The following is a 23,330-nucleotide window of genomic DNA, read 5'->3' as shown; positions in this document are numbered from 1 at the left end:
AAAGGCAGGAAGCAAGCTGATGAGATTTTCCGGGCAACTGATAACCGCCCTGTGCCTAGCCACTACCACTGGCTGGGCCTGGGCCGACCAGGTGCTGCCCGCACCCCCCGAACTGCAGTCCGGCTACCGCAGCGGCCTGCAACCCGTGCACGCCAGTCGGCACATGGCGGCGGCGGCCAACCCGCTGGCCAGCGAAGCGGGGCGTGCGATGCTGCGCGCCGGGGGCAGTGCCATCGATGCGGCGATCGCCATGCAGATGGTGCTTACCCTGGTCGAGCCGCAGTCCAGCGGCATTGGTGGCGGGGCCTTCATACTGTATTGGGACGGCAACCGGGTGCAGGCATTCGACGGCCGTGAGGCGGCGCCTGCAACGGTCACGGAATCGCTGTTCCTACAAGCCGACGGCACCCCGATGCCTTTCAGGGAGGCACAGATCGGTGGGCGTGCGGTAGGCGTTCCCGGCGTGCTGCGGGCGCTGAAACTGGCACATGAGCAGCATGGCAAGCTGCCGTGGCGGGCCCTGTTCGCGCCCGCGATCACGCTTGCGCAAAAGGGCTTTCCGGTCTCCGAGCGGCTGCACACCTTGCTGGCAGCTGACCCTTATGTCGCAAGCTCCCCCGCCATGGCCCGGTACTTCCTGGGTGATAACGGCAAGCCGCTGCCGGTCGGCACGATGCTGCGTAACCCCGAGCTTGCACAGACGCTGGAGCGCATCGCGGCGCAGGGGCCAGACGCGTTCTATACCGGTGAGGTGGCCGAGGCGATTGTCGCCAAGGTGCAGGCGCATGCCAATGCCGGGCAACTGTCGCTGCAGGACTTGCGCCAGTACCGGGCGCAGGTGCGCGAACCCGTGTGCGGCCCGTACAAAGCCTGGCGGATCTGTGGCATGCCGCCGCCTTCTTCGGGCGGGGTGGCCATACTGCAGACCTTGGGCATCCTCGACGCGCTGCAAGGCACTTCGCCGCAGTATGACCTCGCCGCATTGCCACCAAAGGTGACGTCAACGCTCGCCGGCCTGGAACCTGCGCCGCTGGCGGTCCACCTGATCGCAGAAGCCGAACGCCTGGCCTACGCCGACCGTGCCCAGTACCTCGCCGACAGCGACTATGTACCGGTGCCGGTCAAGGCCCTGACCAGCCCTGCTTACCTCGCCGATCGCGCCGCGCTGATCGGTAATTACAGCATGAAGCGCGCCCGCCCAGGCACCCCGCAGGGCGCCGACCTGGCCATGGCCCCCGACCGTTCGCCGCTGCGTATCTCCACTTCGCATCTTTCTGCCGTGGACGACAGCGGCCAGGCCTTGGCAATGACCACGTCGGTCGAAGCGGCGTTCGGCGCGCACCTGATGGTCAAGGGCTTTCTGCTGAACAACCACCTGACCGATTTCTCGTTTCTGCCGCAGGAGCAGGGTAAACCTGTGGCGAATCGGGTCGAGCCGGGCAAGCGGCCATTGTCGGCCATGGCGCCGACCTTGGTATTTTCTCGCGCCTCGGGGGAGCTGGTGGCCAGCCTCGGCTCCCCCGGAGGCTCGCAAATCATCGGCTACGTGAATAAAGCCCTGGTCGGCTTGCTGGACTGGCAACTCGACCCGCAACAAGCCAGCAACCTGCCCAATTTTGGCAGCCGCAATGCCGGTACCGAAGTGGAAGCGCAACTGACCAGCCCGGCGCTGATCCGGCAACTGGCGGCGTGGGGCCATGAGGTGACGCCCATGACCATGACCAGCGGCATGCAGATCATCCAGCGCACTGCCGTCGGCTGGTCAGGCGGCGCCGATCCACGGCGTGAAGGCGAGGCGCTCGGCGATTGAGTGCGCGCGTTGCGGGGCGTGAGGTGGCGTGATAGAACGCTATCTTGCCATTCAGAAGTTGAATACCAAGATGTCTATCAGCGTGAAATCGAATAGAGCCCTGTTCGACCTCGACCTGCTGCGCGCTATTGTCGTGGTGGCCGATTGCGGCAGTTTCACCACTGCGGCCGCACGCCTGCACTCGACCCAGTCCACCATCAGCCAAAAGGTGCGCCGGCTCGAAGAAATGGTCGGCCACCGTTTACTGGTGCGCGGCAACCGTGATGTGCTGCCGACCGACGCCGGGCAGACCTTGCTCGGTTATGCCCGCCATATGCTGGCCTTGAACGACCAGATGCTCGAAGCGCTGGCAGGGGCGATGGTCGGTGTCACCGTGCGCCTGGGCGTGCCCGAAGACTTCGTCGGCGGGCGCACTACCAATGCCCTGTCGGCGTTCAGCCGGCTGCACCCGCAGGTCAAACTGGAGGTGACCAGCGGGCTGTGCCGCGACCTCAGCCAGGCCTATGACAATGGTGAACTTGACCTGGTGCTGCTGAAACAGCGGCGCAACAGCCGCGAGGGGGTGGCCTGCTGGCCAGAGCGTCTGCAATGGATAGACAGTGCGCGCATGCCGTCCTTCGAACTTGACCCGATTCCGTTGGTGACTTTCCCGCCACGCGGGTTGTACCGAGACGACATGATCACCGCCATCGAAGGCATGGGCCGGCGTTGGCGTATCAGCTTCACCAGCTCCAGCCTCAGCGGCATCCAGGCTGCGGTAGCCGATGGCATGGGCATCAGCCTGCTGCCGCCTCGGGCGGCAACGCGCGAACACCGGGTACTGGGGGGTGAACAAGGGCTGCCCGAGGTCGACAGCTACGAGATCGTCATCGTGCATCGGCCCACGGCGGATGTGATGGTCAAGGCATTGGCCGAGGTCATGACGCAGTTGCTGGCGGGGGGTGGGATCTGACACCCGTGGTGCCAGGGAAGTGTTTCAGTCTGTGGCCGAATGGAATACCTGACAGGCTGTGCAGTCCTACCTGTTATCTGGGTATGACATCCCTCTTCCCCACGCTATGGAGAAACACATGAAAGCAGCGCTATTCGTCGCAATACTGGCCAGCGCCGGCCTTGCCCAGGCCGCCCAGACGGTGGAACTCAAGCTGGCAGGCCCCGACGGCGCAGGCAAGTCGATAGGGACCATCAGCATCGAGCAGAGCAAATACGGCGCCTTGCTGACCCCTGATCTGAAGGACCTGCCGCCTGGCGTGCACGGTTTCCACCTGCACCAGAATGCGTCTTGCGCACCCACCGAGGAAAACGGCAAAGCTGTGCCTGCCGGTGCGGCGGGTGGCCACTGGGACCCGGACGCGACCCAGGCGCACAAAGGCCCCTTTGATGACAGCGGCCACCGTGGCGACTTGCCAGCCTTGTACGTCGGTGCCGATGGCAAGGCCACCTACCCGGTACTCGCGCCACGCCTCAAGGCCTCGGACTTCAAAGGCCATGCGCTGATGGTGCATGCCGGTGGTGACAATCACAGCGACCATCCCGAAAAACTGGGCGGTGGCGGTGCCCGTGTGGCATGTGGGGTCGTGCAGTAACACGTAGACCACACATCACTTACTGATTTGGCGGGGTCTTGCGGGAGGTTGCCCAGCTTCTTGGGGTTGCGCTGCCACACAGAGAACAATGGTCATTGTGGGAGCGGGCTTGCCCCGCGAATTAAGCCACGCGGAGCATGGCACCGGCTTCGCCGGGGGTCGCGGGCATGCCCGCTCCCACAGGTTTGCTGCTAAATCAAAGCGTTAACTTTTCTTCTATGGGATTGCCCAGCTTCTTGGGGTTGCGCTGCCACACAGAGAACAATGGTCATTGTGGGAGCGGGCTTGCCCCGCGAATGAGACCGCGCGGAGCATGGCACCGGCTTCGCCGGTGTTCGCAGGGCAAGCCCGCTCCCACAGGTTTGCTGCTAAATCAAAGCGTTAACTTTTCTTCTATGGGATTGCCCAGCTTCTTGGGGTTGCGCTGCCACACAGAGAACAATGGTCACTGTGGCAGCGGGCTTGCCCCGCGAATGAGGCCACGCGGAGCTTGGCACCGGCTTCGCCGGTGTTCGCGGGCAAGCCCGCTCCCACAGGTTTGCTGCTAAATCAAAGCGTTAACTTTTCTTCTATGGGATTGCCCAGCTTCTTGGGGTTGCGCTGCCACACAGAGAACAATGGTCATTGTGGGAGCGGGCTTGCCCCGCGAATGAAGCCACGCGGAGCATGGCACCGGCTTCGCCGGTGTTCGCGGGGCAAGCCCGCTCCCACAGGTTTGCTGCTAAATCAAAGCGTTAACTTTTCTTCTATGGGATTGCCCAGCTTCTTGGGGTTGCGCTGCCACACAGAGAACAATGGTCATTGTGGGAGCGGGCTTGCCCCGCGAATGAGACCGCGCGGAGCATGGCACCGGCTTCGCCGGTGTTCGCAGGGCAAGCCCGCTCCCACAGGTTTGCTGCTAAATCAAAGCGTTAACTTTTCTTCTATGGGATTGCCCAGCTTCTTGGGGTTGCGCTGCCACACAGAGAACAATGGTCACTGTGGCAGCGGGCTTGCCCCGCGAATGAGGCCACGCGGAGCATGGCACCGGCTTCGCCGGTGTTCGCGGGGCAAGCCCGCTCCCACAGGTTTGCTGCTAAATCAAAGCGTTAACTTTTCTTCTATGGGATTGCCCCGCCTCTTGGGGTTGCGCTGTCACGCAGAGAACAGGGGTCATTGTGGGAGCGGGCTTGCCCCGCGAATGAGGCCACGCGGAGCATGGCACCGGCTTCGCCGGTGTTCGCGGGGCAAGCTCCCACAGGTTCGGTTGATCTTCTGCAAGTTACGTTGAATCAATTGACCGAAAGCGCCCTCGGGCTTCGTGGTGACAGGTGAATCCCCGCGATCATGCAGCGCACCGAGCCACCTGCCATTTCAATGGTCGGCACATCCAGCGGTACCAGCCGCGCCGAACGCTCGATGCGTTGACGCTGTTCACCTGTAAGGCTGTCGAACGCTTTTCGCGAGAGCGCGAGGATTCGGCCGTCCAGGCCAGAAAGCTCGATGGCGTTGCCGGCAAACTGGCTGATCTGCTGGTTGCTCAGGTCGATGACGTCACGGCCCGATTCGATCAGCCGCATACGCACCTCCTGCGCGCGGGCGGGGTTGGTGAACGTGTCGAACCCCACCAGCGCAAACTCGGTTGCCACGCACATCAGCACGTTGGTGTGATAGATCGGCGTGCCTTGCTCGTCTGCCGTGTCGAACACCATGGGCTCGAAATTGAAGTGCGTGCTGAAACGCTCGAGGGCGATTGGGTCGGCGCGGTTGGAACGCGCGGTATAGGCGACCCTGGACAGGTGGTCGAATACCATCGCGCCAGTACCCTCAAGAAACAGCTCGTCCTGTTCCAGGCCGGAATAGTCGATCACATCCTGCACGCGGTACTCGTGTTTGAGCATCTCGATGACATCCGCACGCCGCTCGCGCCGGCGATTGCGCGAGTACATCGAGTAGATCGCGATGTGGCCTCCGGGGTGAGTGGAGAACCAGTTGTTCGGGAACACCGAATCCGGTGTGTTCTGCTCGCCGAAGTCATCGAACAGGTGAACCCGTACACCTTCCGCTTCGAGCCTTCCTGCCGCCTGCGTGACCTCGTCGCGGGCGACCTCGGCCAGGTGCTGTGCGCCGATGTCGGGGTGGGTGCTCTGGAACGAGTTATCTGCCGCTGTTTCCGGGTTGGGGGTGAAGGCATGCGGCCTGACCATTACCACTGCCGCAGGTGCCTGAATCGAACGCGTTGGAAATGCCATCTGAAATACCGAGAGTGAGAAGGTTATGCAACGCGTCGGATACGGCTTTTTGCAGCGCGGCCGCGGGTATGGCTGAACAGGTCCTTCGGGTCTTCGTCAACCCAAGGCACCAGGTCGATCTTCGAACCCATGCCGCGCTTTTCGGCTTCCTGTAGTACGTACCGTAGTACGGTATAGTCTTCGAGCGCGAAGCCCACCGAGTCGAACACCGTTACCTGGCTGTCGCTTTGACGGCCTTCGATTTCGCCACGCAGTACACGCCAGAGGTCCACGACCGGGAAGTCGGCGGGCAACTGCTGGATGTCACCTTCGATACGGGTTTGCGGTTCGTACTCGACAAACACGCGCGCTTTGCGCAGTACGTCGGCATGCAGTTCGGTCTTGCCTGGGCAGTCGCCACCCACGGCGTTCAAGTGCATACCAGGTTCGAGCATGTCGGGGGTGATGATGGTTGCGTAGGCTTTGTCAGCGGTCACGGTGGTGATGATGTCGACACCTTTGACTGCCTCTGCCACGGAGTTGGCTTTGCGAATGGTAAGGCCGCTGTATTCCTTGAGGTTGGCGATCAGTTTGGCGGTGGCCAGCGGGTCGGTGTCGAAGGCGACGATTTCTTCGATGCCCAGGTGCTTGTGGAAGGCCAGCGCCTGGAATTCGCTTTGCGCGCCATTGCCGATCAGCGCCATTTTTTTCGCGTTCGGCCGAGCCAGTGCCTGCGCAGCCATCAATGACGTTGCGGCAGTGCGCAGGGCGGTGGCGATGGTCAGTTCCGACAACAGCACCGGGTAGCCCGTTGCCACATCGGCCAACACGCCAAAGGCCATGACCGTATGCAGGTCTTTCGCGGTATTGGCCGGGTGCCCGTTGACGTATTTGAACGCATAGCGATGCGTGTCCGCGACGGGCATCAATTCGATGACACCCACTTCCGAATGGCTGGCAACACGTGCCGACTTATCAAAGTCCTGCCAGCGTTTAAAGTCTTCACGTAGGGCCGCGGCCAGTTCGCCAATGAAGGGGGCTACGCCAATGTCCTGCACCAAATCGGACATCGTTGGAACATCAATGAAATACGTCATGCTCTTGCACCTTATGTGTGCGTTCTCACCTCAGTCCGTGCAGGGTGAACGCTTAAGATTGTTGAGGGGTTGCCAGCACGAAGAGTGTGATGAAAGGTTGAGTCAAATTGAAGAGAGCAGGTTGCCAGTTTCGTCAACTTTCTAGACAATCTGCCACCCCAGAATAACAATCTGATAATTTGGCAGGCACCATGGACACTGTAGATCGGGAACTGATCGCGCTGCTGCGTGACAATGCGCGCACCCCCATCCTTACCCTCGCGAAGAAGCTGAAGGTCGCCAGGGCAACGGTGCAGAACCGCATCACCAAGCTTGAAGAACAAGGGGTGATCATCGGCTACACGATTCGCCTCAGGTCAGATGCCCTGGAGCAGGGCGTACGGGCGATCACCAGCATCGGCATCAGCGGCCATCATGCTGCGGAGGTCAAGCACGCGCTGCGCGGGCATCCCAACGTAGTGGCCATCCACACCACCAATGGCCGCTGGGACTTGATGGCCGAGCTGCGTGCCGACACCCTCGAGGCTTTCGACCGGGCGTTGAACACCATTCGCTCGATACCGCACATCGAAAACACCGAGACCAGCATTTTGCTCTCCACCTACAAGATGTGATCGCCGCGATAGGCCAATTGCTCATGGCCGTAGCGCAAACTGTCACCGGGGTCTTCCAGTGTGCAACAAATCCCAATGCGTGTGCGCACTCTGTAGCGTTCCGATTGACCACACCGACTGGCAAAATGAAACAGCGTTAGCGCCCGGTTTTATCACGTTTAAACACTGTTTTGCCGGGCATGCCCCGTTCAGTCGGCGTGCGCGTGTAGTGGCTTTCAATGATTAATTAAGCCTGATGAGAAGTTTCATCGGGGCGTGCTTTCCCGTCTGCGTTAATACCCATGCCTCCCGCACTTGTCATTACATAAAGTGTGCACTTACGTGCCAATTAAAGGGCGAAGTGAAGGGGCTGTGGTTTCACAGAAAAAGAATAAGAGGTCAACTATGCATCAAACGTGCAACTCGCAAGACGCGGCTCCAGAGGCTAGCCGTACCCTGAAGCGACGGCTAGAGAACAGGCACATTCAGCTCATCTCGATCAGTGGCGCGATCGGCACAGGGCTGTTCATGGGGTCGGGCAAGATCATTGCGCTTTCCGGCACCTCGATCATCCTGGTGTACGCCATCATCGGCTTTTTCGTGTTCTGCATCATGCGTGCAATGGGTGAGATGCTGCTCGCCAACCTGAACATGGAATCGTTCGCCGACCTGGTGCACAACTACCTGGGGCCGCGTGCCGGTTTCATCCTCAGCTGGTCATACTGGCTCAGTTGGGTGGTGGCGGCGGTGGGCGATGTGGTGGTGGTGGCAGGCTTCTTCCAGTACTGGTACCCCGATGTGCCCACCTGGCTACCGGCATTCGCAACGATGTTCCTGCTGCTGGGGCTGAACATGCTGGCCGTGAAGGCGTTCGGTGAAGTCGAGTTCTGGTTCGGGCTGATCAAGATCGTTGCGATCGTGTTGCTGGTGGTGACGGGGCTGGTGATGGTTGCCACGTCCTACACGTCGCCAGCCGGTGTCACGGCGTCCTTCAGTCACCTGGTGGCCCCCGGAGTGGTCATGCCCCACGGCATTCTCGGCTTCCTGGCCGGGTTCCAGATCGCGATTTTCTCGTTCGTGGGCACCGAACTGATTGGTACTGCGGCAGCCGAGGCAAAGGACCCTGAAAAGACCCTGCCCAAGGCGATCAACACCATCCCGGTACGCATCCTGCTGTTCTACATCTGTTCGCTGGTGTGCATCATCAGCGTGGTCTCGTGGGCTAACGTGCCTGCCAATCGCAGCCCGTTCGTCGAGCTGTTCTTGCTGGGCGGCCTGCCGGCTGCTGCCGGTATCATCAATTTTGTCGTGCTCACTTCTGCAGCCTCGTCCGCGAATAGCGGCGTGTACTCCGGGTCGCGGATGCTCTATGGCCTGTCTCACCAGCAGCAGGCACCGACAGCGTTCGGGCGCCTGTCCGGGTCGGGTACGCCGGTCAGGGCGCTGATGTTTTCGGGGGTGTGCATGGCAATTGCGTTGACGCTGCTGTTCGTGATCCCGGAGGTCATGACGGTCTTTACGCTGGTGTCGACCATTTCTGCGGTGATGATCATTGTCACCTGGTCGCTGATCCTGATGTCCTACTTCGCCTACCGTCGCCAGAACCCCAAGGCGCATGAGCAATCCAGGTTCAAGCTCCCGGGGGGCAGGGTGACGGCGGCGCTGGCGCAGTTGTTCCTGATTTTCGTGCTGTGCCTGTTGACCTTGGAGCCTGACACACGGACCGCGCTGTATGTGATGCCGCTGTGGTACATCGGCTTGTTGCTTGCCTACCGGCGCCGGGTGAAGGTGCGCGCACGGCCGCTGACAGCCACGGTTTCCTGAATACGTTGAGCCCTCGACGCAGCCTGGCCGTGGGGGAGTACGCCACGGCCTTTGCTGTTTTCAGCTGGCTCGCAACCAGTCCACCAAGCCCAGTATTGTCGGGGTAGTACTGCGGCCATGGGGCACGACCAGGTAGTAGGCCTCCCGTGGCCTGACCACCAGATCGGTCAGGCGCACCAGCTCGCCGGACGCCAGCAGGTGGTCGATCATCCGCCCCCACCCCAGTGCAATGCCGTGCCCATGCAGTGCTGCCTGCACGGTGTCGGTGTACAGGTGGCAGCGCAGGCTGTAGCGAAGCTTGGGCGGGTGCCCGCCGACCTCGCGGAACCAGGTAGGCCAGGTCATCCAGCCTTCGGTAGTGGCATCGGCGTCAAGCAGCTCGGCGCCATACAACGCTTCCAGCGATTCTGGCGGGCTGTTGCGGGTAAGCCAGTCCGGTGAACACACTGGGAATATCTCTTCTTCGAACAGTTGCACGGCACTGCCGTCTTCCCAGCGGCCATTGCCATAGCGCACCAGCAGATCGACATCGTGATTGCGCAGGTCGCCCATGAACATCTGCGTGGCCAGACGCAGGCGCACCTGGGGCAGGGCGGTGCGCAAGGTGCTCAAGCGGGGCATGACCCGCAGCTGGGAAAAAGTCGCAGTGGTGCTCAGCACCAACTCCTGTTCGTTGCCACCCTCGCTGAGGCGGTCAAAGACCGAGGCGATCTTTTGCAGCGAGTCGGAAATCACCGCGTACAGTGCCTGACCCTCGCTGGTCAGGCGCACGCCCCGGTGCAGGCGCTGAAACAGCTGGCTGCCGAGGGTTTCTTCAAGCTGTTTGACCTGCTTGCTCACCGCCGCCTGGGTCACGCCCAGTTCCTGGGCGGCCTGGGTGAAGCTGTTATGCCGGGCGACTGCCTCGAATTCGAGCAATGCCGTCATCGACGGGATGATGCGCCGGTAGCCTTTGTGCGTGTTGCCGTTTTCTTGTGTTTTCATGCGACGTCCTGGCAAGGCGCGACGCGCTGGTCCGCACCGCGCGCAGACAGTGGCAGAAAAACCGCCAAGGCGGTAGTCGCCTGTGCTCCCATCGGCGAGGCTGGCCTCAGCGCTGACGCTCGGCCACTGCCCGCAGCGTGCGTAACGTCACCACCGGGGCATCGACCACGAACCGGTTGGCCAGCCACCCCGGTACATCCCCGGCAGGGTCTGCCTTGAGTTGGTAAGTGACCTCGGTCTTGCGCTCACCCAGCGGTTTCATCGCCCACTCGCCGGTGAGGTGCCGCACGCGGATCAGCCCAGCCACCTCAGGGATTTTGCCGGGGTCGGCGCTCAGGTGGCGCAACAGGGTGCCATCGTCGCGCAACTCCGTGGTGACCTTGACCACGATATCGCGCGGCATTGTCGGCCACGGCAGGTTGGTGGTCAGGTAGACCCAGGTGCTGTCGCCGTCGACCTCCAGCAGGCGCATCTCAGCGCAGGCATACAGCCATTTGCAGGCCACCCGCAGGTTTTCCTGCAGGTCTGTCAGCGTGCGTACGCTGGCCTTGATGGTGCTGACACCGCGAAACTGCTGGTAGGGCGAATCGCCAGCGCCGCTCAGGTAGACACGGATGCCTTCCCTGTCGTAGGCCAGGCTCCAGTCGTCGGCAGCCTGAACGGCGCCGGACAACGCCAGCAACAAAGCGGCAAGCAGGCGGTAGCGGTTCATGATGAATACCGCACAGGGCAGGGGTGTTCAGTATGAGCGGCAAATAGAAAGCCCGCCAGGGTGGCGGGCTTCGGTCCAACAGCCTGAGCTTGGGTGAACGCTTAGCGCTGTGGGTTGAGCGTCAGGTGCACGTGGCGGTTGACGTCTTTGTACAGCAGGTAGCTGAAGTTGCCTGGGCCACCGGCGTAGCAGGCTTGCGGGCAGAAGGCGCGCAGCCACATGAAGTCACCGGCTTCGACCTCGACCCAGTCCTGGTTCAGGCGGTACACCGCCTTGCCTTCCAGCACATACAGGCCGTGTTCCATGACGTGGGTTTCAGCGAACGGAATCACGCCGCCCGGCTGGAAGGTCACGATGTTGACGTGCATGTCGTGGCGCATGTCGGCCATGTCGACGAAGCGGGTGGTTTTCCAGCGGCCTTCGGTGCCGGGCATTTCGATGACCGTGGCGTTGTCACGGTGGGTGACGAAGGACTCTGGCAGGTCCAGGCCTTCAACCTTCTGGTAGTGCTTGCGCAGCCAGTGGAAGGTGACATTCGACTGGCTGCGGTTGCGCAGGCTCCACTCGGCGCCCGGGGCAATGAAGGCGTAGCCGCCCTGGGCCAGGGTGTGCTGCTTGCCTTCCAAGGTGATGTCGAGCTCACCCTCGACCACGAACACCACGGCTTCGGCGTTGACGTCCAGTTCTGGGCGCTCGCTGCCGCCTTCCGGAGCCACTTCGACGATGTATTGCGAGAAGGTCTCGGCAAAGCCGGTCAGTGGGCGGGCGATGACCCACATGCGCATCTTGTCCCAGAACGGCAGGTGGCTGGTGACGATGTCACGCATCACGCCCTTGGGGATGACGGCATAGGCTTCGGTGAACATGGCACGGTCAGTCAGCAGCTCGGTTTGAGCCGGGTGCCCACCGTGGGGGGCGAAGTAGGAATGATTCGACATGGACGATCTCGACTTGTTGTTCTCTCCCCGTGCCGTGAACCGCACCGGCCGGTGCGGCGCAGGGGATGTGCCGACAGAATAGGGTCGAGCGCGTGGCATCTACAAATTAAATGTTGGAATACCCGGTATTTGCTTGCTGAATGCGAACCTGGCGCCCTGCATGCTGCTCGGGCAGGCGGTCGCCCTGGCCGAACAGCTTGTGGCGCAGGGTGCCGTCCTGGTAGTGCAGGGGGTAGCGGCCGCGCCGTTGCAGCTCAGGCACCAGCAGCTCGACCACATTGGCCAGGTCATCGGGTTGTACCGCGTAGGTGAGGTTGAAACCGTCGATGCCGGTCTCATCCAGCCACGCTTCCAACTGATCGGCGATGTCACTGGCAGCGCCCACCAGGACCGGGCCGCGCCCGCCCAGGCCGACGAATTCAGCCGCTTCGCGCACCGTCCAGCGGCGGTTGGGGTCGGCGGCGGTGAAGGCGGCGAGGGCCGTGCGGCCGGCATCGTTTTCGACATACTCGATCAGTGCATCGGGGTCGAGGCCAGCGAAGTCGATGCCGGTCCAGCCCGACAGCAGGGCCAGGGCAGCGTCCAGGTCAACATAGCCACGGTACTCGGCGAAGCGGGCTTCGGCCTCTTCACGCGTGGGGGCGACGATCAACAGTGCCTGGGCGTAGATCAGCACGTCGTCGCGGCCACGCCCGGCAACCTCGCTGGCCTGGCGAATGCCGTCGGCATAACGGCGCAGCACCGTGGTCGTCGGCCCGCTGATGAACACGCACTCGGCATGCCGCGCGGCAAACTGTTGGCCGCGTGCCGAAGCACCCGCCTGGAACAGCACCGGTGTGCGTTGTGGCGAGGGCTGGCACAGGTGCGTGCCGGGCACCTGGAAGTGCTCGCCGACGTGGCCGATCGGGTGGACCCGGGACGGTTCGATGTAACGGCCGCTGTCACGCTCCAGCACCACTGCGTCATCGTCCCAGCTTTTTTCCCACAGCTTGTACAGCACTTCGAGGTATTCCTCGGCCAGGTCGTAGCGCTGGTCGTGGCCCAATTGGCGAGCCAGGCCCAGGTTGCGTGCGGCGCTGTCCAGGTAACCGGTGACGATGTTCCAGCCCACCCGGCCATTGCTCAGGTGGTCGAGCGTGGACATGCGCCGGGCAAAGGGGTAGGGGTGCTCGTAGGTCAGTGAGAAGGTCACGCCAAAGCCCAGGTGCTCGGTGACCCCGGCCATGGCCGGGACCAGCAGCAGAGGGTCGTTGACTGGCACTTGCACGCCCCCGCGCAGCGCCGCTTCGGGGCCGCCTTGATAGACGTCATAGATGCCCAGCACATCGGCGATGAACAGTGCGTCGAACAGGCCGCGCTCAAGCAGGCGGGCCAGGTCGGTCCAGTAGTCCAGGCGGTTGAAGGCCACGCTGGTGTTACGCGGGTGGCGCCACAGCCCGGGGGACTGGTGGCTGGCAGCGTTCATGCTGAAGGCGTTGAAGCGGATGGGGCGGGGCATGGCGGTCAGTCTCCGGTCACGGCAGCACGGAAGCCGGGTAGACCGCATCGGCTACCTGCAACTTGTGCGGAATCAGGCCCAGGCCCTGGAAGGTGTCGGCCAGCTTCTGCTGTTCGGCGACGATCTGCGGGGTGATGGCCACGGCGTTGTAGTTGCGTCGCTCGCTGGCCACTTCCAGCACGTCGGCTTTGATCCCCAGCTGTGGCGCCAGCAGCGCGGCGACTTCGGCAGGCTTGGCGTTGGCCCATTGGCTGACCTTGCCCAATTCGGCGAAGAAGGTCTTGAGCAGCGCGCGGTGCTGGTCGGCAAAGGGCGCGGTGGACAGGTAGAACGTGCGGTTGTTGGACAGGCCGCTGCCGTCGCGCAGGTTCTTCAGCCCTGGCTGGCTTTCTGCCGCGGCGAGGAAGGGGTCCCACAGGGTCGAGGCTTGGACGCTGCCCGATTGCAGGGCTGCGACGGCGTCGGCGGCGTTATTGACGTAGGCCGGGGTGATGTCCTGGTAGCTCAGGCCGGCTTGTTCCAGCGCGACGGCCAACAGGTACTGGGCGTTCCAGCCACGGCCTGTCGCTACCCGCTTGCCTTTGAGGTCTTGCACGCCTGTGAGGTGGTCCTGCTCACGTACCACGAGGCCGATACCACGGGGGTAGGGCTGCTCGGCGGCCAGATAGACCACCGGTTTGCCGGCGGCCTGGGCAAATACCGAGGGGGCGTCGGCGGCGTGGCCAAGGTCGATGGCGCCGGTGCTCAGCGCTTCGAGCAATTGCGGGCCTGCGGCGAACTCGTGCCAGCTGACGGTCACCCCTTGTGAGGCAAGGGCCTTTTCCAGGGCACCGCTGCCTTTGAGGATATTGATGCTGTTGAACTTCTGGTAGCCGATACGCAAGGTCTTGGCGTCTTCGGCCAGGGCATTGGACCACGGCAACAGGGCGCTGGCGACACTGGCCAACAGGCCGCCGATCAGCAGGCGACGCAGGGGAGAGAAGGCACGGGCGGGCATGGGGAGTGCTCCTTGAATGGGCTGACAATCAGTGCGCCCAGACTAAGGAGGTGGCGTTTGGCTTTCAATTTTTTAATTCCATTTAGTTAGAATGTTTAGTTATTTTTATATCCTTTTTGTAATTTTGCGTGAGCCTGCCGCTGTACAACAAGGCACTTTGCCATGACCTTTTTTTCACATCTCTTTGTTAGGATCGCTGGCATTCTCGAGGAGCCCTTTTTCATGCCGCACATCCTGCGCAAGCGCAGCACCCGCATCGCCCTGACCGCCACTGCCAGCCTGCTGGCTGCCACGCTTGGTTTCTTCGCCTGGCAGAGTTTTTACCCTGTCCAGGCTGCCAGCGGCTGGGACGTCAAGGTGTTGCACCGCGACGTGACCAAGGCTGCCTCGTTGTTGCCGCAAGCCGACGGCAGCCTGCTGGTCAGCCGCGAACTGGACGACGGCAAGGGCAGCATCCTCAAGATTACCGCCCAGGGCGACCGGGTCGTCGTGATCGACAACCTGTCCAAGCCAGACGGCATGGTCGCAGCCCAAGGCGGCTGGGTATTCAGCCAGGAAGGTGGCCTTGCGCCGGTCAGCCTGTCTCGCAATGGGCAGGTGACCCGGCTGTTCGACGGCGAGAGCGTGCAAGGGCTGTGGAACGATGACGATTACCTCTATGCCATCGAAGACCGCAAGGGCAATGGCCGTTTGATGCGCTATGACTGGCACAGCGGCCAGCTCGACGTGCTGCGCTCTGGGCTCACCGAAACCGAGGGCCTGACCCGCTGCACCGATGGGCGCCTGCTGTATACCGAGAAAGCCAACGGCAAGGTCCGCGCGTTGTCCGAAGACGGCCAGGACCCGGTGGTGGTCGATGGCCTGCGCAACCCAACCTTCCTGTTCTGTGACCAGCGCGGCTTGTGGATCAGCGAAGACAACACGCACCGCGCCCGCCTGCTGCGCATTGACGCCGACGGCTCGCGCCACACCGTGCTGTCGTTTCTCAAGGCGCCCCAGGCAATCGTCGCGGATGGCAAAGGCGGTTACTTGCTGGCCGAAGGCGGGCGTAACCGCGTGCTGCACCTGACGCCACCGGTCGAACGCAGCACGGCTCAGCGCGACTGAGGGCTCAGCTCGGCAGGCGCGCTTTGCGGCCAGGCAGCAGGCCCAGTACCAGCAGGCAGCCGACCAGCACCACCACGCCACCGGCAAGCTGTAGCAAGCTCAGGGCTTCGCCGAGGAACAGCGCGCCGACCAGCACCGCGACCAGCGTCACGACGAACTCCACACTGATCGCGCGGGTCGCGCCGATGCGTGCCACCAGGCCGAAGTACAGCACGTACGTGGTGGCGCTCATGACCGCGCCGCTGATCAGCAGATAAAGCCAGTCGCTGGCCTGGGGCACACTGGGCACGGGTACTACTAGCAACAGTGGCAGGGTCATCAGGCCCCCGGCCAGGAACGCGCCCCCGGTCACCGTCCACGGGTCCTGGCCACGCAGGTGCAGGCTGGCGTAGTTGCTGCCGAACGCGGCGCTCAAGGCACCGAACAGCGACGCGATACAGCCGTGGATGAAGACGTCGTTGACCGGTTGGGCCGGAAACCCCACCAGCATGGCGATGCCGACGAAGCCCAGGAGCAGGCCGATGAGGCCTTGCAGGGTGATCTTCTCAAGCCCCCAGAGACGGCCGATGATCATCGAGAACAGCGGGATGGTGGCCACGAAGATCGCCGCCATCGCCGTACCGATCCGTGGGGTGGCGTAGGTCATGCCGATCAACTGCCCGGCCACGGTGGTAGCGCCGATCACCAGCAGCGGTTTCAACAGCGGGCGCAGGCGCAGGGTGCGGCCGCACAAGGCCGCCAGAATCGCCAGGGTACCGCCGGCAATCAGCGACCGCAGGCTGACCGCACCGACCCAGCCGAAGGCGTGCACCACCTTGAGCAGGACCAGAAAGGAAAACCCCCAGGCAATGGCCAGAAACATATAGGCGGCAAGGTCACGCGGTTGCATGGGGCAGGGTCCGTCCAAGGCAGAGGGACGCAGGCTAGCGGGTTGAGGGGCGTGGCTTCAAGTGCAGTCTGCCGTTTGCCTGTAATAGCCCTTGGAGGCTACCCGACCAACAGCGCGCTTCCCTGCATGGCCGCGCTCACGGATAATCCCCTTATTCCAATAAACAGCCTGTGAGTGGGTATGAGTGATTCCGTAGTCAGCCTCGGTCAGCCTGAGATCGAAGGGGTGCGCAAGTCGCGCAAGAACAACCCCGAGAAAACGCGCGAGGACATCCTTCAGGCCGCCATCAACGAGTTCGTCCAGCAAGGCCTGGCCGGCGCGCGCGTCGATGCCATCGCCGAGCGCACCGCCACCTCCAAGCGCATGATCTACTACTACTTCGGCAGCAAGGAGCAGCTGTACGTCGAGTGCCTGGTCAAGCTCTACGGTGATATCCGCAAGACCGAGCAGAGCCTGGACCTGGAGTCGCTGCCGGCTGAGCAGGCGATCCGCCGCCTGGTGGAGTTCACCTTCGATCACCACGACTGCAATGTCGATTTCGTGCGCATCATTTGCACCGAGAACATCCACTATGGCGAGTACGTCAAGCAGTCGCCGGTGATTCGCGAGATGAGCAGCCTGGTGCTCGAAGCCCTTGGCAGCACCCTGCGTCGGGGCGAGCAGGAAGGCGTGTTCCGTTCGGGTATCGAGGTTATCGACCTGCACATGCTGATGAGCTCGTTCTGCTTCTACCGGGTTTCGAACCGGCACACCTTCGGCGAGATCTTCCAGATCGACCTTGCCGACGAGGCGATCAAGCAGCGCCACAAGAGCATGATCTGTGACGCTGTCATCCGCTACATCCGCGCCTGATCGGCGTTATTCGCCCAGCCGTTGTTCGCGCGACGGCGGGTAGCCGAAGTACGCCGCATAGCATTTGCTGAAGTGCGACACCGAAACGAATCCGCAGGCCACTGCCACTTCCATCACCGACAGGTCGGAGTACTGCAGCAGCCGGCGGCTTTTGGTGATGCGCAACTCCATGTAGTAGCGCCGTGGCGAGGTGCCCAGCTGGGCCTGGAACAGGCGGTCGATCTGCCGGCGCGAGCGCCCGCTGTAGGCGGCCAGTTGGTCGAGGCTGAGGGTTTCCTCAAGGTTGTTCTCCATCAGCTCGACGATGGTGCGCATATGCAGGCTCATGGACTTTTTCGCCCCCGGCCCGACCTGGCGATATCGCGCACCCGAGAACGACAGGATTTCTTCGACGCCTTCGGCCAGGCCATCACCGTAGAGCCTGCGAACCAGGCCGAGCATCAGCTCCATGGCGCCATTGGGGCTGGCGGCGCTGAGGCGGTCGCGGTCGAGGGTGAAGCTGGCGGGGGTGATGCGCGTTTGCGGGCTGCGCTCTGACAGGCTGGCGCGTTGCTCAGGGTGGATGCTGCAGCCGTAGTCATCGAGCACCCCGGCGCGGCCTAAGAACCAGGCGCCGTTCCACAACCCGCCCAGGGCCATGCCGTGGGCGGCGCAGTCGCCCAGCAACCGGTCGAGCTCAGGATATTTGAGCGGGGTGCGCAGGCCGCCACAGACAATCAGCAGGTCAAGGTCCTTCAGTTCGCTGGCGGCAAGTTCGGTGGCCACCAACTCCAGGCCCAGGTCGCTCAGCACCCGGTCACCGTCCAGCGACAGTGGGGTGAACTGGAAGCTGTCGGCGCGCAGCAGGTTGGCCGTGACCAACACATCCATGGCCACGGTGAAGCTGGCCATGGAGAAGTGTTCGAGCAAAACGAAGTCGACCCGATAGGGCGCCTGGGCATTTCCGGTGGTGGACTTGAGCCGCAGCATGTTGCTGGTGCTGGTCTTCTTGCTGAACTGACGTGGGGTGGGCACTCTGGACTCCGCTTCCTGGCTGGCCAGGGGAGTGTGGCGGGTGGCAGGGGGAAAGACAATCTCCGGGGTGGCTGTGTCGTATTGCAGGTCGTGTTCAGGCAATTGGCCCAAGGGGTGGCATGCCTTCTTGCCAAATCAATGTGAACCCTCGCCACCAGGCATGACCAAACCCATTACATGCCAAATGGGAGAGCGCTCATGGAAATCGGAACGATCTGGATCATCATCGCGGCCTTTGTGATCCTGCTGGAAATCTGGGCCATCTGGCACATCATCGGCAGTGACCGGCGCGCCGAGCGCAAGATGCTGTGGATCGTATTCGTGGTCTACGCGCCGTTTCCGGGCTTGCTGTTCTGGGCCTGGCGCGGGCCGCGAGCAGTGAAAGGCAGGGCGGTATTGCAAGAAAAGTGATGGCCAGCGCATCAGGCGCGGGGGCGCCTGATGCGGTCACCGTCAACGCTTAAGGCACAATGCTGAAGTGGATGGCCTGGCCCAGGCCATCGACCATCAGGCTACCGTGAAACTTCACCCTCGACACCACACGCAGGCTCTTGAGCTCTTCGTGTATGCGGTCGCGAATCTGCTTTTCGGCTTCATCGACACGGGCTGCCGTGGTGCCGTGATACAGGTGGAGCACGCCTAGCAGGGTGGTTTCGATATGGTCCACGGTGTCCCAGCCGATTTTGCGCAGGTGCAGCCGAGCGCGAGCGGCCTCGTCCTCATCGTCGTCATGCCGAGGGTTGATGGTGTAGGCAAGTTGAAAATGATGCTTGGTCATTGTTGCTTTCCTTGTTGCGGGCAGGCCTCCGTGCCGGGTTTTGCACTCTAGCGGCAGGCACACGCCGCTGAACACATACGCGTGGTTCAACACGCCGACAGCATCATGTGAAAAGTCCTACGGCATGCTTGACCTCAGGTTAACTAAAGGTCTGATACTCGGCCGCTCTATTCTCTGCGCGAGCATTCACCGTGACCCGTCCAGCACCCTTTCAGTTGTCCAACCCTGCGGGCTTGTATGACCCCAGTGGCAATGCCTATTCCCACGTCGCCGAAGTGCACGCCGGCAGCCGGCTACTGTACATCGCCGGCCAAGGCGGTGAGGACGCCAGCGGGCAGTTGTCACCCGTATTCGCCGAGCAGGCCCGTCAGGCCCTGGCCAATCTTGATACGGCCCTGGCGTCCAAAGGCGCACACCTGGGCCAGGTGTTCAAGCTGACCTTGCTGATCGTCGATCACTGCGAAACGCGCCTGCAGCAATGGGTGGCCGAGGCCGACAGGGCTTGGGGCCCACACATGAAACCGACCTGCACACTGATACCGGTACCCCGGCTGGCACTGGACGGCATGCTGGTGGAGGTTGAGGCAGTGGCCGCGCTGTAGCGGCGGTGACTCGGTGGTGACTCGGTGGTGGCGCCGACGAAACACTCTGTTGTATATCGGTATCCGCATGGCCGCTATAACAACAATGACCTTCTCAGAGGTGACCACACCATGAGCACCGGTACCACCACGCTTTCCGACCGCAAGGCCAGCGCTTGGCGCTGGCCCGCTCTTTTCAGCTTGGTGGCCTTTGCTGCCAATTCGGTGTTCTGCCGGCTGGCACTGATGGACGGGGCCATCGACCCGGCATCGTTCACGGTGGTGCGCCTGGCCAGTGGCGCCGTCTTCCTGTTGCTGCTGTTACATCTGCGCAAGCCTGCGCTTGCCATGGGGGGCAGCTGGAGAGGCGGCTTGGCGCTGTTCCTGTACGCGTTCCTGTTTTCTGCGGCGTACCTGCAGTTGGGGGCTGGCGCGGGTGCGTTGCTGTTGTTTGGCGCCGTGCAGATCACCATGTTCGGTTTTGCCGGGTACAAAGGTGAGCGCATCACCACACGGATGTTGCTGGGCATGCTGATCGCCTTCGCCGGCCTGTTGGTGCTGTTGTTGCCCGGTGCCGAGGCGCCACCCTTGACCAGCGCCTTGTTGATGGCCGCCTCGGGCGTGGCGTGGGGCGTGTACTCGCTGCTGGGTAAAGGCTCACCCAGGCCGCTGGCGGATACCGCCGGCAATTTTGCCCGCAGCCTGCCGTGCCTGGTGCTGCTGGTGCCCGTACTGTGGGTGGGGGGTGGCGCGCATGTGACAGCGCTGGGTTTGCTGTATGCGCTGGGCTCTGGCGTGCTGGCCTCGGGGGCGGGTTATGCCGTGTGGTACGGCGTGGTCAGGCAGGTCAGCGCACAACAGGCGGCGACGATGCAGCTCAGCGTGCCTGTGCTTGCCGCACTGGGCGGGGTCTGCTTGATTGGTGAGCCGCTGTCGTTGCGCTTGCTGGTGGCGTGTGTCGTGGTACTCGGCGGCATCGCATTGGCGCTGGTATCGCGGCGTTAGTTAAAAGAAGCTGCGCTGGGCCATGCTGCGTGGGGTGCCTAGCGTGAAGTCGAAGTCGGTTACCACAGGCAGGTTGTCGGCACGCTGGATCACCCGGCGTTGCAGCTCGTAGTCGTCCAGGGACAGGCCACGGCGCTGCAACGCTTCCAGTTGCAGCTGGCGGGTTTCTTCTGCGGTGTAGGGGCGCAGTTCGGGGTGGCTGGCGCAGCCGGTCAACAGGGCGATGGCGCTTGTGGTCAAGGCAGCGAGCGAGAGGCGGGCCAGGGTGTTCATCGAGTAGCTCCGGAATGCGAGTGATTCGCCAGGTTCGAATCAATGGAGCTAGGTTATTGGGCCGGACCGGTTAGTAGAAATTGCCTGGTTCGATAGTCACTATCGATGGCCACTATCGACACAACCCTCAGTGCGAAAAGTTTGCGCGCTCGCAGCTGGTCAAACGCACCGCCATTGCTACCCTTAATCCACGCGGTCTGACCTCATGGGGATAAGCGATGCGCATGCCATTGATTGCCGCCCTTTCGGCGCTGCTGTGCCTGAGCGTTGCGCCCGGCCTGGTGCTGGCAGAAGACGTACCCGCCCCGGCCCCGGCCCCACAAACCGACACGCTGGCGGCCAAGGACCCGGTGTTCACCCAGGAACAACTGGACCAGATGCTCGCACCTATTGCCTTGTACCCCGATGCGCTGCTGGCCCAAGTACTGATGGCCGCGACCTACCCGGGACAGGTGAGCGAAGCCGTGACCTGGTCCAAGGCCAACCCCAAGGCCTCCGGTGACGATGCCGTCAAGCAAGTAGCGAAGCAGCCCTGGGACCCGAGCGTGCAGGCACTGGTGGCCTTCCCGCAGGTGCTGGCGACCCTGGGCCAGGACCCGGTGTGGGTGCAGCGCCTGGGTGACGCCTTCCTCGCGCAACCCGACGATGTCATGGGCGGCGTGCAGCGCTTGCGCCACCAGGCGCAAACCGCCGGCAACCTGCAAAGCAACCAGTACCAGAACGTGACCGTGCAGGCGGCTCCGGCGGCGGCGCCAGCCTCCAGCAGTGCGAGCAAAAACCAGGCGGCCCCGGCCAGCAGTTCGCCTACCACCATCATCATCGAACCGGCTGACCCGCAAGTGGTGTACGTGCCCAGCTACAACCCGACCACCACCTACGGCACCTGGGCCTACCCGGCCTCGCCGCCGGTGTACTACCCGCCACCGCCAATGTACTACGCCGGTTCCGCGCTGGTGGCGGGCCTGGCCTTTGGTACTGGTGTTGCGATCATCAGTTCGCTGTGGGGCGACTGTGACTGGGGTAACAATGACATCGACATCGACGTCAACCGCTACAACAACATCAACGGCAACAACCGCATCACCAACAACCAGAACACATGGCGGCACAATGCCGCGAACCGCGAGGGCGTGCCTTACCGCGATGCCCGCAGCCGCCAGCAGTATGGCCGCCAGCTGGACGGCGCCACCCAGCGTACGGCCTTCCGTGGTGACGACACCCAGCGTGCCCAGGCACGGGACAAGGCCAGGGCTTCGATGGATCGGGCCGGTATCGAACGCCCGGCCACCAGCAACCGCCAGGCACGCCAGCAAGCGCGCGAGGCGCAGGCGGGCAACTCGGTCGGCAATCGCATGCAAACGCGTAACGACACTGCACGGCCAGCCGATCGCCGTCAGGAAACACGTAATACCCAAGGCCGCCAGCAGAACAACCCAGTGAGCCAGCGCAGGCAGGGCGAAGGCCAGGCGCGGCAGGTGGCGCAGAACCGGCCCACCAATACGGCAGGTCGGGCGCGTAACAACGCCTTCGACGGCGTACGCTCGCCGTCACGCACCAGCGCGCAGGCCAGCCGCGGCCGCACCAGCCAATCGTTCGCCCAGCGGCCAAACGCATCGCGTGCCGCCGGGCACCAGATCTCCCGGCCCAGTGCGCCTGCACGCCGTGGGGGAGGTGGCCGTCGATGAACCGTTCACGACTCGGAGCATTGCTGCTCACTGCGGGCCTGGCCTGGTCATCCCTGGCCGCTGCGCAAGAAGCCTTCCCGACGCCGGAGAAGGCCGTGGAGTCCTTCGTCGCGGCGTTGGGCCAGGAGAAAGCGGATGAAGCCCGCCTGGCCCAGTTGCTGGGCGATGACTGGCGCACCTACATCCCGCGCGGCGGTGTGCAACGCAGCGACGTGGACACCTTCCTCGAACAGTACCGTGCGCAGCACAGCATCGACATGACGGCGCAGGGCAAGGCCATACTGGCGGTGGGCAGTGAGCACTGGACGTTGCCCATACCGCTGAGCAAAAGCAGCCAGGGCTGGCGCTTCGACCTCAAGGCCGGCAGCGCCGAAATCCGCGCCAGGCGCATCGGCCGCAACGAGCTGGGCGCCCTGCAGTCGATGCTGGCTTACCACGATGCGCAGATGGACTACGCCGCACAGGACCGCAACGGCAATGGTGCGCTGGAATACGCGCAGAAGATTTTCAGCGAACCGGGCAAGCATGACGGGTTGTACTGGGATGATGACGGTGATGGGCAGGTCAGCCCGCTGGGCCCGCTGTTTGGCCAGGATGTGGTCGGTGACGACTGGTATGGCTATCACTTTCGCATCCTCGACGCGCAAGGCCCATCCGCCCCGGGCGGTGCCTACAGCTACTTGATCGGCAACCAGATGAGCCGTGGCTTTGCCTTGGTCGCCTGGCCGGCGAAGTATGACGACACGGGGGTGATGAGCTTCATGATCAGCCATGATGGCCAGGTGTTCGAGAAAGACCTCGGGGCGCACGGCGACAGGCTGGCCAAGGCGATGAAACGCTTCGACCCGGATGACAGCTGGAAAGAGGTCGATACCGCTGCGAACGACTGAGCACGGC

General features: G+C 62.9%; 23 protein-coding genes. 12 read left to right on the top strand and 11 right to left on the bottom strand.

Annotation, left to right across the window (positions count from 1 at the left end):
- The first annotated feature begins 19 nt into the window (after positions 1–19).
- The 3 genes from ggt (at position 20) to sodC (ending at position 3,396) form a co-directional block, all read left to right on the top strand.
- Positions 20–1,810 (top strand): gamma-glutamyltransferase, encoded by a 1,791-nt coding sequence (gene ggt, locus OGV19_RS11915; protein ID WP_264313551.1) that lies wholly within the window; start codon positions 20–22, stop codon positions 1,808–1,810.
- 70 nt (positions 1,811–1,880) lie between these two features.
- Positions 1,881–2,762, top strand: a complete 882-nt coding sequence (locus OGV19_RS11910) for a LysR substrate-binding domain-containing protein (RefSeq protein WP_264313550.1) — start codon at positions 1,881–1,883, stop codon at positions 2,760–2,762.
- Between the two features lie 118 nt (positions 2,763–2,880).
- Entirely contained in the window at positions 2,881–3,396 is a 516-nt protein-coding gene (gene sodC / locus OGV19_RS11905) for a superoxide dismutase [Cu-Zn] SodC (RefSeq protein WP_319026061.1), read from the top strand.
- Between the two features lie 1,271 nt (positions 3,397–4,667).
- Here the strand turns inward: sodC and ctlX are convergent.
- Together ctlX and OGV19_RS11895 are read right to left on the bottom strand one after the other, a co-directional pair.
- Positions 4,668–5,627: a citrulline utilization hydrolase CtlX gene (gene ctlX, locus OGV19_RS11900; protein WP_413470121.1), complete on the bottom strand. Its 960-nt coding sequence runs from the start codon at positions 5,625–5,627 to the stop codon at positions 4,668–4,670.
- 23 nt (positions 5,628–5,650) lie between these two features.
- On the bottom strand, positions 5,651–6,703 hold the full coding sequence (locus OGV19_RS11895) for an ornithine cyclodeaminase (RefSeq protein ID WP_264313548.1): 1,053 nt from the start codon (positions 6,701–6,703) through the stop codon (positions 5,651–5,653).
- Positions 6,704–6,894: 191 nt separating this feature from the next.
- On the opposite strand from OGV19_RS11895, the gene OGV19_RS11890 reads away from it, so the two are divergent.
- Entirely contained in the window at positions 6,895–7,317 is a 423-nt protein-coding gene (locus OGV19_RS11890) for an Lrp/AsnC family transcriptional regulator (protein WP_264313547.1), read from the top strand.
- 384 nt (positions 7,318–7,701) lie between these two features.
- Positions 7,702–9,120, top strand: coding sequence for an amino acid permease (locus tag OGV19_RS11885; protein ID WP_264313546.1), 1,419 nt, complete (start codon positions 7,702–7,704; stop codon positions 9,118–9,120).
- Between the two features lie 60 nt (positions 9,121–9,180).
- On the opposite strand, the gene OGV19_RS11880 is transcribed toward OGV19_RS11885, so the two are convergent.
- The 5 genes from OGV19_RS11880 to OGV19_RS11860 form a co-directional block, all read right to left on the bottom strand.
- Positions 9,181–10,104 (bottom strand): LysR substrate-binding domain-containing protein, encoded by a 924-nt coding sequence (locus tag OGV19_RS11880; RefSeq protein ID WP_264313545.1) that lies wholly within the window; start codon positions 10,102–10,104, stop codon positions 9,181–9,183.
- A gap of 106 nt (positions 10,105–10,210) precedes the next feature.
- A complete protein-coding gene (locus tag OGV19_RS11875) occupies positions 10,211–10,816 on the bottom strand; it encodes an START domain-containing protein (protein ID WP_264313544.1) in 606 nt (201 codons plus the stop codon).
- A 101-nt stretch (positions 10,817–10,917) separates the two neighbouring features.
- Positions 10,918–11,754 carry a bifunctional allantoicase/(S)-ureidoglycine aminohydrolase gene (locus tag OGV19_RS11870; RefSeq protein ID WP_264313543.1) on the bottom strand — a complete coding sequence of 279 codons (837 nt, stop codon included), beginning with the start codon at positions 11,752–11,754 and terminating at the stop codon, positions 10,918–10,920.
- A 106-nt stretch (positions 11,755–11,860) separates the two neighbouring features.
- Positions 11,861–13,252 (bottom strand): LLM class flavin-dependent oxidoreductase, encoded by a 1,392-nt coding sequence (locus tag OGV19_RS11865; protein ID WP_264313542.1) that lies wholly within the window; start codon positions 13,250–13,252, stop codon positions 11,861–11,863.
- A gap of 16 nt (positions 13,253–13,268) precedes the next feature.
- The gene (locus OGV19_RS11860; protein ID WP_264313541.1) at positions 13,269–14,249 is read right to left on the bottom strand and encodes an aliphatic sulfonate ABC transporter substrate-binding protein; all 981 of its coding nucleotides are present in this window, start codon (positions 14,247–14,249) and stop codon (positions 13,269–13,271) included.
- Positions 14,250–14,471: 222 nt separating this feature from the next.
- Between OGV19_RS11860 and OGV19_RS11855 the strand changes: the two genes are divergently transcribed.
- Positions 14,472–15,356, top strand: a complete 885-nt coding sequence (locus OGV19_RS11855; RefSeq protein ID WP_264313540.1) for an NHL repeat-containing protein — start codon at positions 14,472–14,474, stop codon at positions 15,354–15,356.
- Between the two features lie 4 nt (positions 15,357–15,360).
- Here the strand turns inward: OGV19_RS11855 and OGV19_RS11850 are convergent, their stop codons facing one another.
- The gene (locus tag OGV19_RS11850) at positions 15,361–16,245 is read right to left on the bottom strand and encodes a DMT family transporter (protein WP_264313539.1); all 885 of its coding nucleotides are present in this window, start codon (positions 16,243–16,245) and stop codon (positions 15,361–15,363) included.
- Between the two features lie 180 nt (positions 16,246–16,425).
- Here OGV19_RS11850 and OGV19_RS11845 point away from each other — a divergent pair, with 180 nt between their 5' ends.
- Complete coding sequence (locus OGV19_RS11845) at positions 16,426–17,097, top strand: TetR/AcrR family transcriptional regulator (RefSeq protein ID WP_264313538.1); 672 nt, start codon at positions 16,426–16,428, stop codon at positions 17,095–17,097.
- A 6-nt stretch (positions 17,098–17,103) separates the two neighbouring features.
- On the opposite strand, the gene OGV19_RS11840 is transcribed toward OGV19_RS11845, so the two are convergent.
- A complete protein-coding gene (locus tag OGV19_RS11840; RefSeq protein WP_264313537.1) occupies positions 17,104–18,111 on the bottom strand; it encodes a GlxA family transcriptional regulator in 1,008 nt (335 codons plus the stop codon).
- A 198-nt stretch (positions 18,112–18,309) separates the two neighbouring features.
- Between OGV19_RS11840 and OGV19_RS11835 the strand changes: the two genes are divergently transcribed.
- Complete coding sequence (locus OGV19_RS11835; RefSeq protein WP_196179610.1) at positions 18,310–18,522, top strand: PLDc N-terminal domain-containing protein; 213 nt, start codon at positions 18,310–18,312, stop codon at positions 18,520–18,522.
- Positions 18,523–18,571: 49 nt separating this feature from the next.
- Here OGV19_RS11835 and OGV19_RS11830 read toward each other — a convergent pair whose 3' ends face one another.
- Positions 18,572–18,889, bottom strand: a complete 318-nt coding sequence (locus OGV19_RS11830; RefSeq protein ID WP_264313536.1) for a hypothetical protein — start codon at positions 18,887–18,889, stop codon at positions 18,572–18,574.
- A 191-nt stretch (positions 18,890–19,080) separates the two neighbouring features.
- Here OGV19_RS11830 and OGV19_RS11825 point away from each other — a divergent pair, with 191 nt between their 5' ends.
- Positions 19,081–19,491, top strand: coding sequence for a RidA family protein (locus tag OGV19_RS11825; protein ID WP_264313535.1), 411 nt, complete (start codon positions 19,081–19,083; stop codon positions 19,489–19,491).
- A 111-nt stretch (positions 19,492–19,602) separates the two neighbouring features.
- On the top strand, positions 19,603–20,475 hold the full coding sequence (locus OGV19_RS11820) for a DMT family transporter (RefSeq protein ID WP_264313534.1): 873 nt from the start codon (positions 19,603–19,605) through the stop codon (positions 20,473–20,475).
- On the opposite strand, the gene OGV19_RS11815 is transcribed toward OGV19_RS11820, so the two are convergent.
- Positions 20,476–20,748, bottom strand: coding sequence for a hypothetical protein (locus OGV19_RS11815; protein WP_264313533.1), 273 nt, complete (start codon positions 20,746–20,748; stop codon positions 20,476–20,478).
- A 218-nt stretch (positions 20,749–20,966) separates the two neighbouring features.
- On the opposite strand from OGV19_RS11815, the gene OGV19_RS11810 reads away from it, so the two are divergent.
- Both OGV19_RS11810 and OGV19_RS11805 read left to right on the top strand, forming a co-directional pair.
- A complete protein-coding gene (locus OGV19_RS11810) occupies positions 20,967–22,433 on the top strand; it encodes a DUF3300 domain-containing protein (protein WP_264313532.1) in 1,467 nt (488 codons plus the stop codon).
- Positions 22,430–23,323: a DUF2950 domain-containing protein gene (locus OGV19_RS11805; protein ID WP_264313531.1), complete on the top strand. Its 894-nt coding sequence runs from the start codon at positions 22,430–22,432 to the stop codon at positions 23,321–23,323. The genes OGV19_RS11810 and OGV19_RS11805 overlap by 4 nt, the downstream gene beginning before the upstream one ends.
- Positions 23,324–23,330: the final 7 nt, after the last annotated feature.

Origin of the sequence: Pseudomonas putida, assembly GCF_025905425.1 — a bacterium.
Lineage (GTDB): Bacteria > Pseudomonadota > Gammaproteobacteria > Pseudomonadales > Pseudomonadaceae > Aquipseudomonas > Aquipseudomonas putida_AF.
This window is presented reverse-complemented; position numbering and strand designations above follow the sequence as displayed.

Excerpts from the sequence above, each read along its gene's own strand:
- OGV19_RS11895 (WP_264313548.1), bottom strand. The coding sequence starts at position 6,703 with ATGACGTATTTCATTGATGTTCCAACGATGTCCGATTTGGTGCAGGAC.
- sodC (WP_319026061.1), top strand. The coding sequence starts at position 2,881 with ATGAAAGCAGCGCTATTCGTCGCAATACTGGCCAGCGCCGGCCTTGCC.
- OGV19_RS11820 (WP_264313534.1), top strand. The coding sequence starts at position 19,603 with ATGAGCACCGGTACCACCACGCTTTCCGACCGCAAGGCCAGCGCTTGG.
- OGV19_RS11910 (WP_264313550.1), top strand. The coding sequence starts at position 1,881 with ATGTCTATCAGCGTGAAATCGAATAGAGCCCTGTTCGACCTCGACCTG.
- OGV19_RS11855 (WP_264313540.1), top strand. The coding sequence starts at position 14,472 with ATGCCGCACATCCTGCGCAAGCGCAGCACCCGCATCGCCCTGACCGCC.
- OGV19_RS11830 (WP_264313536.1), bottom strand. The coding sequence starts at position 18,889 with ATGACCAAGCATCATTTTCAACTTGCCTACACCATCAACCCTCGGCAT.
- OGV19_RS11880 (WP_264313545.1), bottom strand. The coding sequence starts at position 10,104 with ATGAAAACACAAGAAAACGGCAACACGCACAAAGGCTACCGGCGCATC.
- OGV19_RS11865 (WP_264313542.1), bottom strand. The coding sequence starts at position 13,252 with ATGCCCCGCCCCATCCGCTTCAACGCCTTCAGCATGAACGCTGCCAGC.
- OGV19_RS11850 (WP_264313539.1), bottom strand. The coding sequence starts at position 16,245 with ATGCAACCGCGTGACCTTGCCGCCTATATGTTTCTGGCCATTGCCTGG.
- OGV19_RS11805 (WP_264313531.1), top strand. The coding sequence starts at position 22,430 with ATGAACCGTTCACGACTCGGAGCATTGCTGCTCACTGCGGGCCTGGCC.
- OGV19_RS11875 (WP_264313544.1), bottom strand. The coding sequence starts at position 10,816 with ATGAACCGCTACCGCCTGCTTGCCGCTTTGTTGCTGGCGTTGTCCGGC.
- OGV19_RS11815 (WP_264313533.1), bottom strand. The coding sequence starts at position 20,748 with ATGAACACCCTGGCCCGCCTCTCGCTCGCTGCCTTGACCACAAGCGCC.
- ggt (WP_264313551.1), top strand. The coding sequence starts at position 20 with ATGAGATTTTCCGGGCAACTGATAACCGCCCTGTGCCTAGCCACTACC.
- OGV19_RS11870 (WP_264313543.1), bottom strand. The coding sequence starts at position 11,754 with ATGTCGAATCATTCCTACTTCGCCCCCCACGGTGGGCACCCGGCTCAA.
- OGV19_RS11885 (WP_264313546.1), top strand. The coding sequence starts at position 7,702 with ATGCATCAAACGTGCAACTCGCAAGACGCGGCTCCAGAGGCTAGCCGT.
- OGV19_RS11860 (WP_264313541.1), bottom strand. The coding sequence starts at position 14,249 with ATGCCCGCCCGTGCCTTCTCTCCCCTGCGTCGCCTGCTGATCGGCGGC.
- OGV19_RS11845 (WP_264313538.1), top strand. The coding sequence starts at position 16,426 with ATGAGTGATTCCGTAGTCAGCCTCGGTCAGCCTGAGATCGAAGGGGTG.
- OGV19_RS11890 (WP_264313547.1), top strand. The coding sequence starts at position 6,895 with ATGGACACTGTAGATCGGGAACTGATCGCGCTGCTGCGTGACAATGCG.
- OGV19_RS11810 (WP_264313532.1), top strand. The coding sequence starts at position 20,967 with ATGCGCATGCCATTGATTGCCGCCCTTTCGGCGCTGCTGTGCCTGAGC.
- ctlX (WP_413470121.1), bottom strand. The coding sequence starts at position 5,627 with ATGGCATTTCCAACGCGTTCGATTCAGGCACCTGCGGCAGTGGTAATG.
- OGV19_RS11835 (WP_196179610.1), top strand. The coding sequence starts at position 18,310 with ATGGAAATCGGAACGATCTGGATCATCATCGCGGCCTTTGTGATCCTG.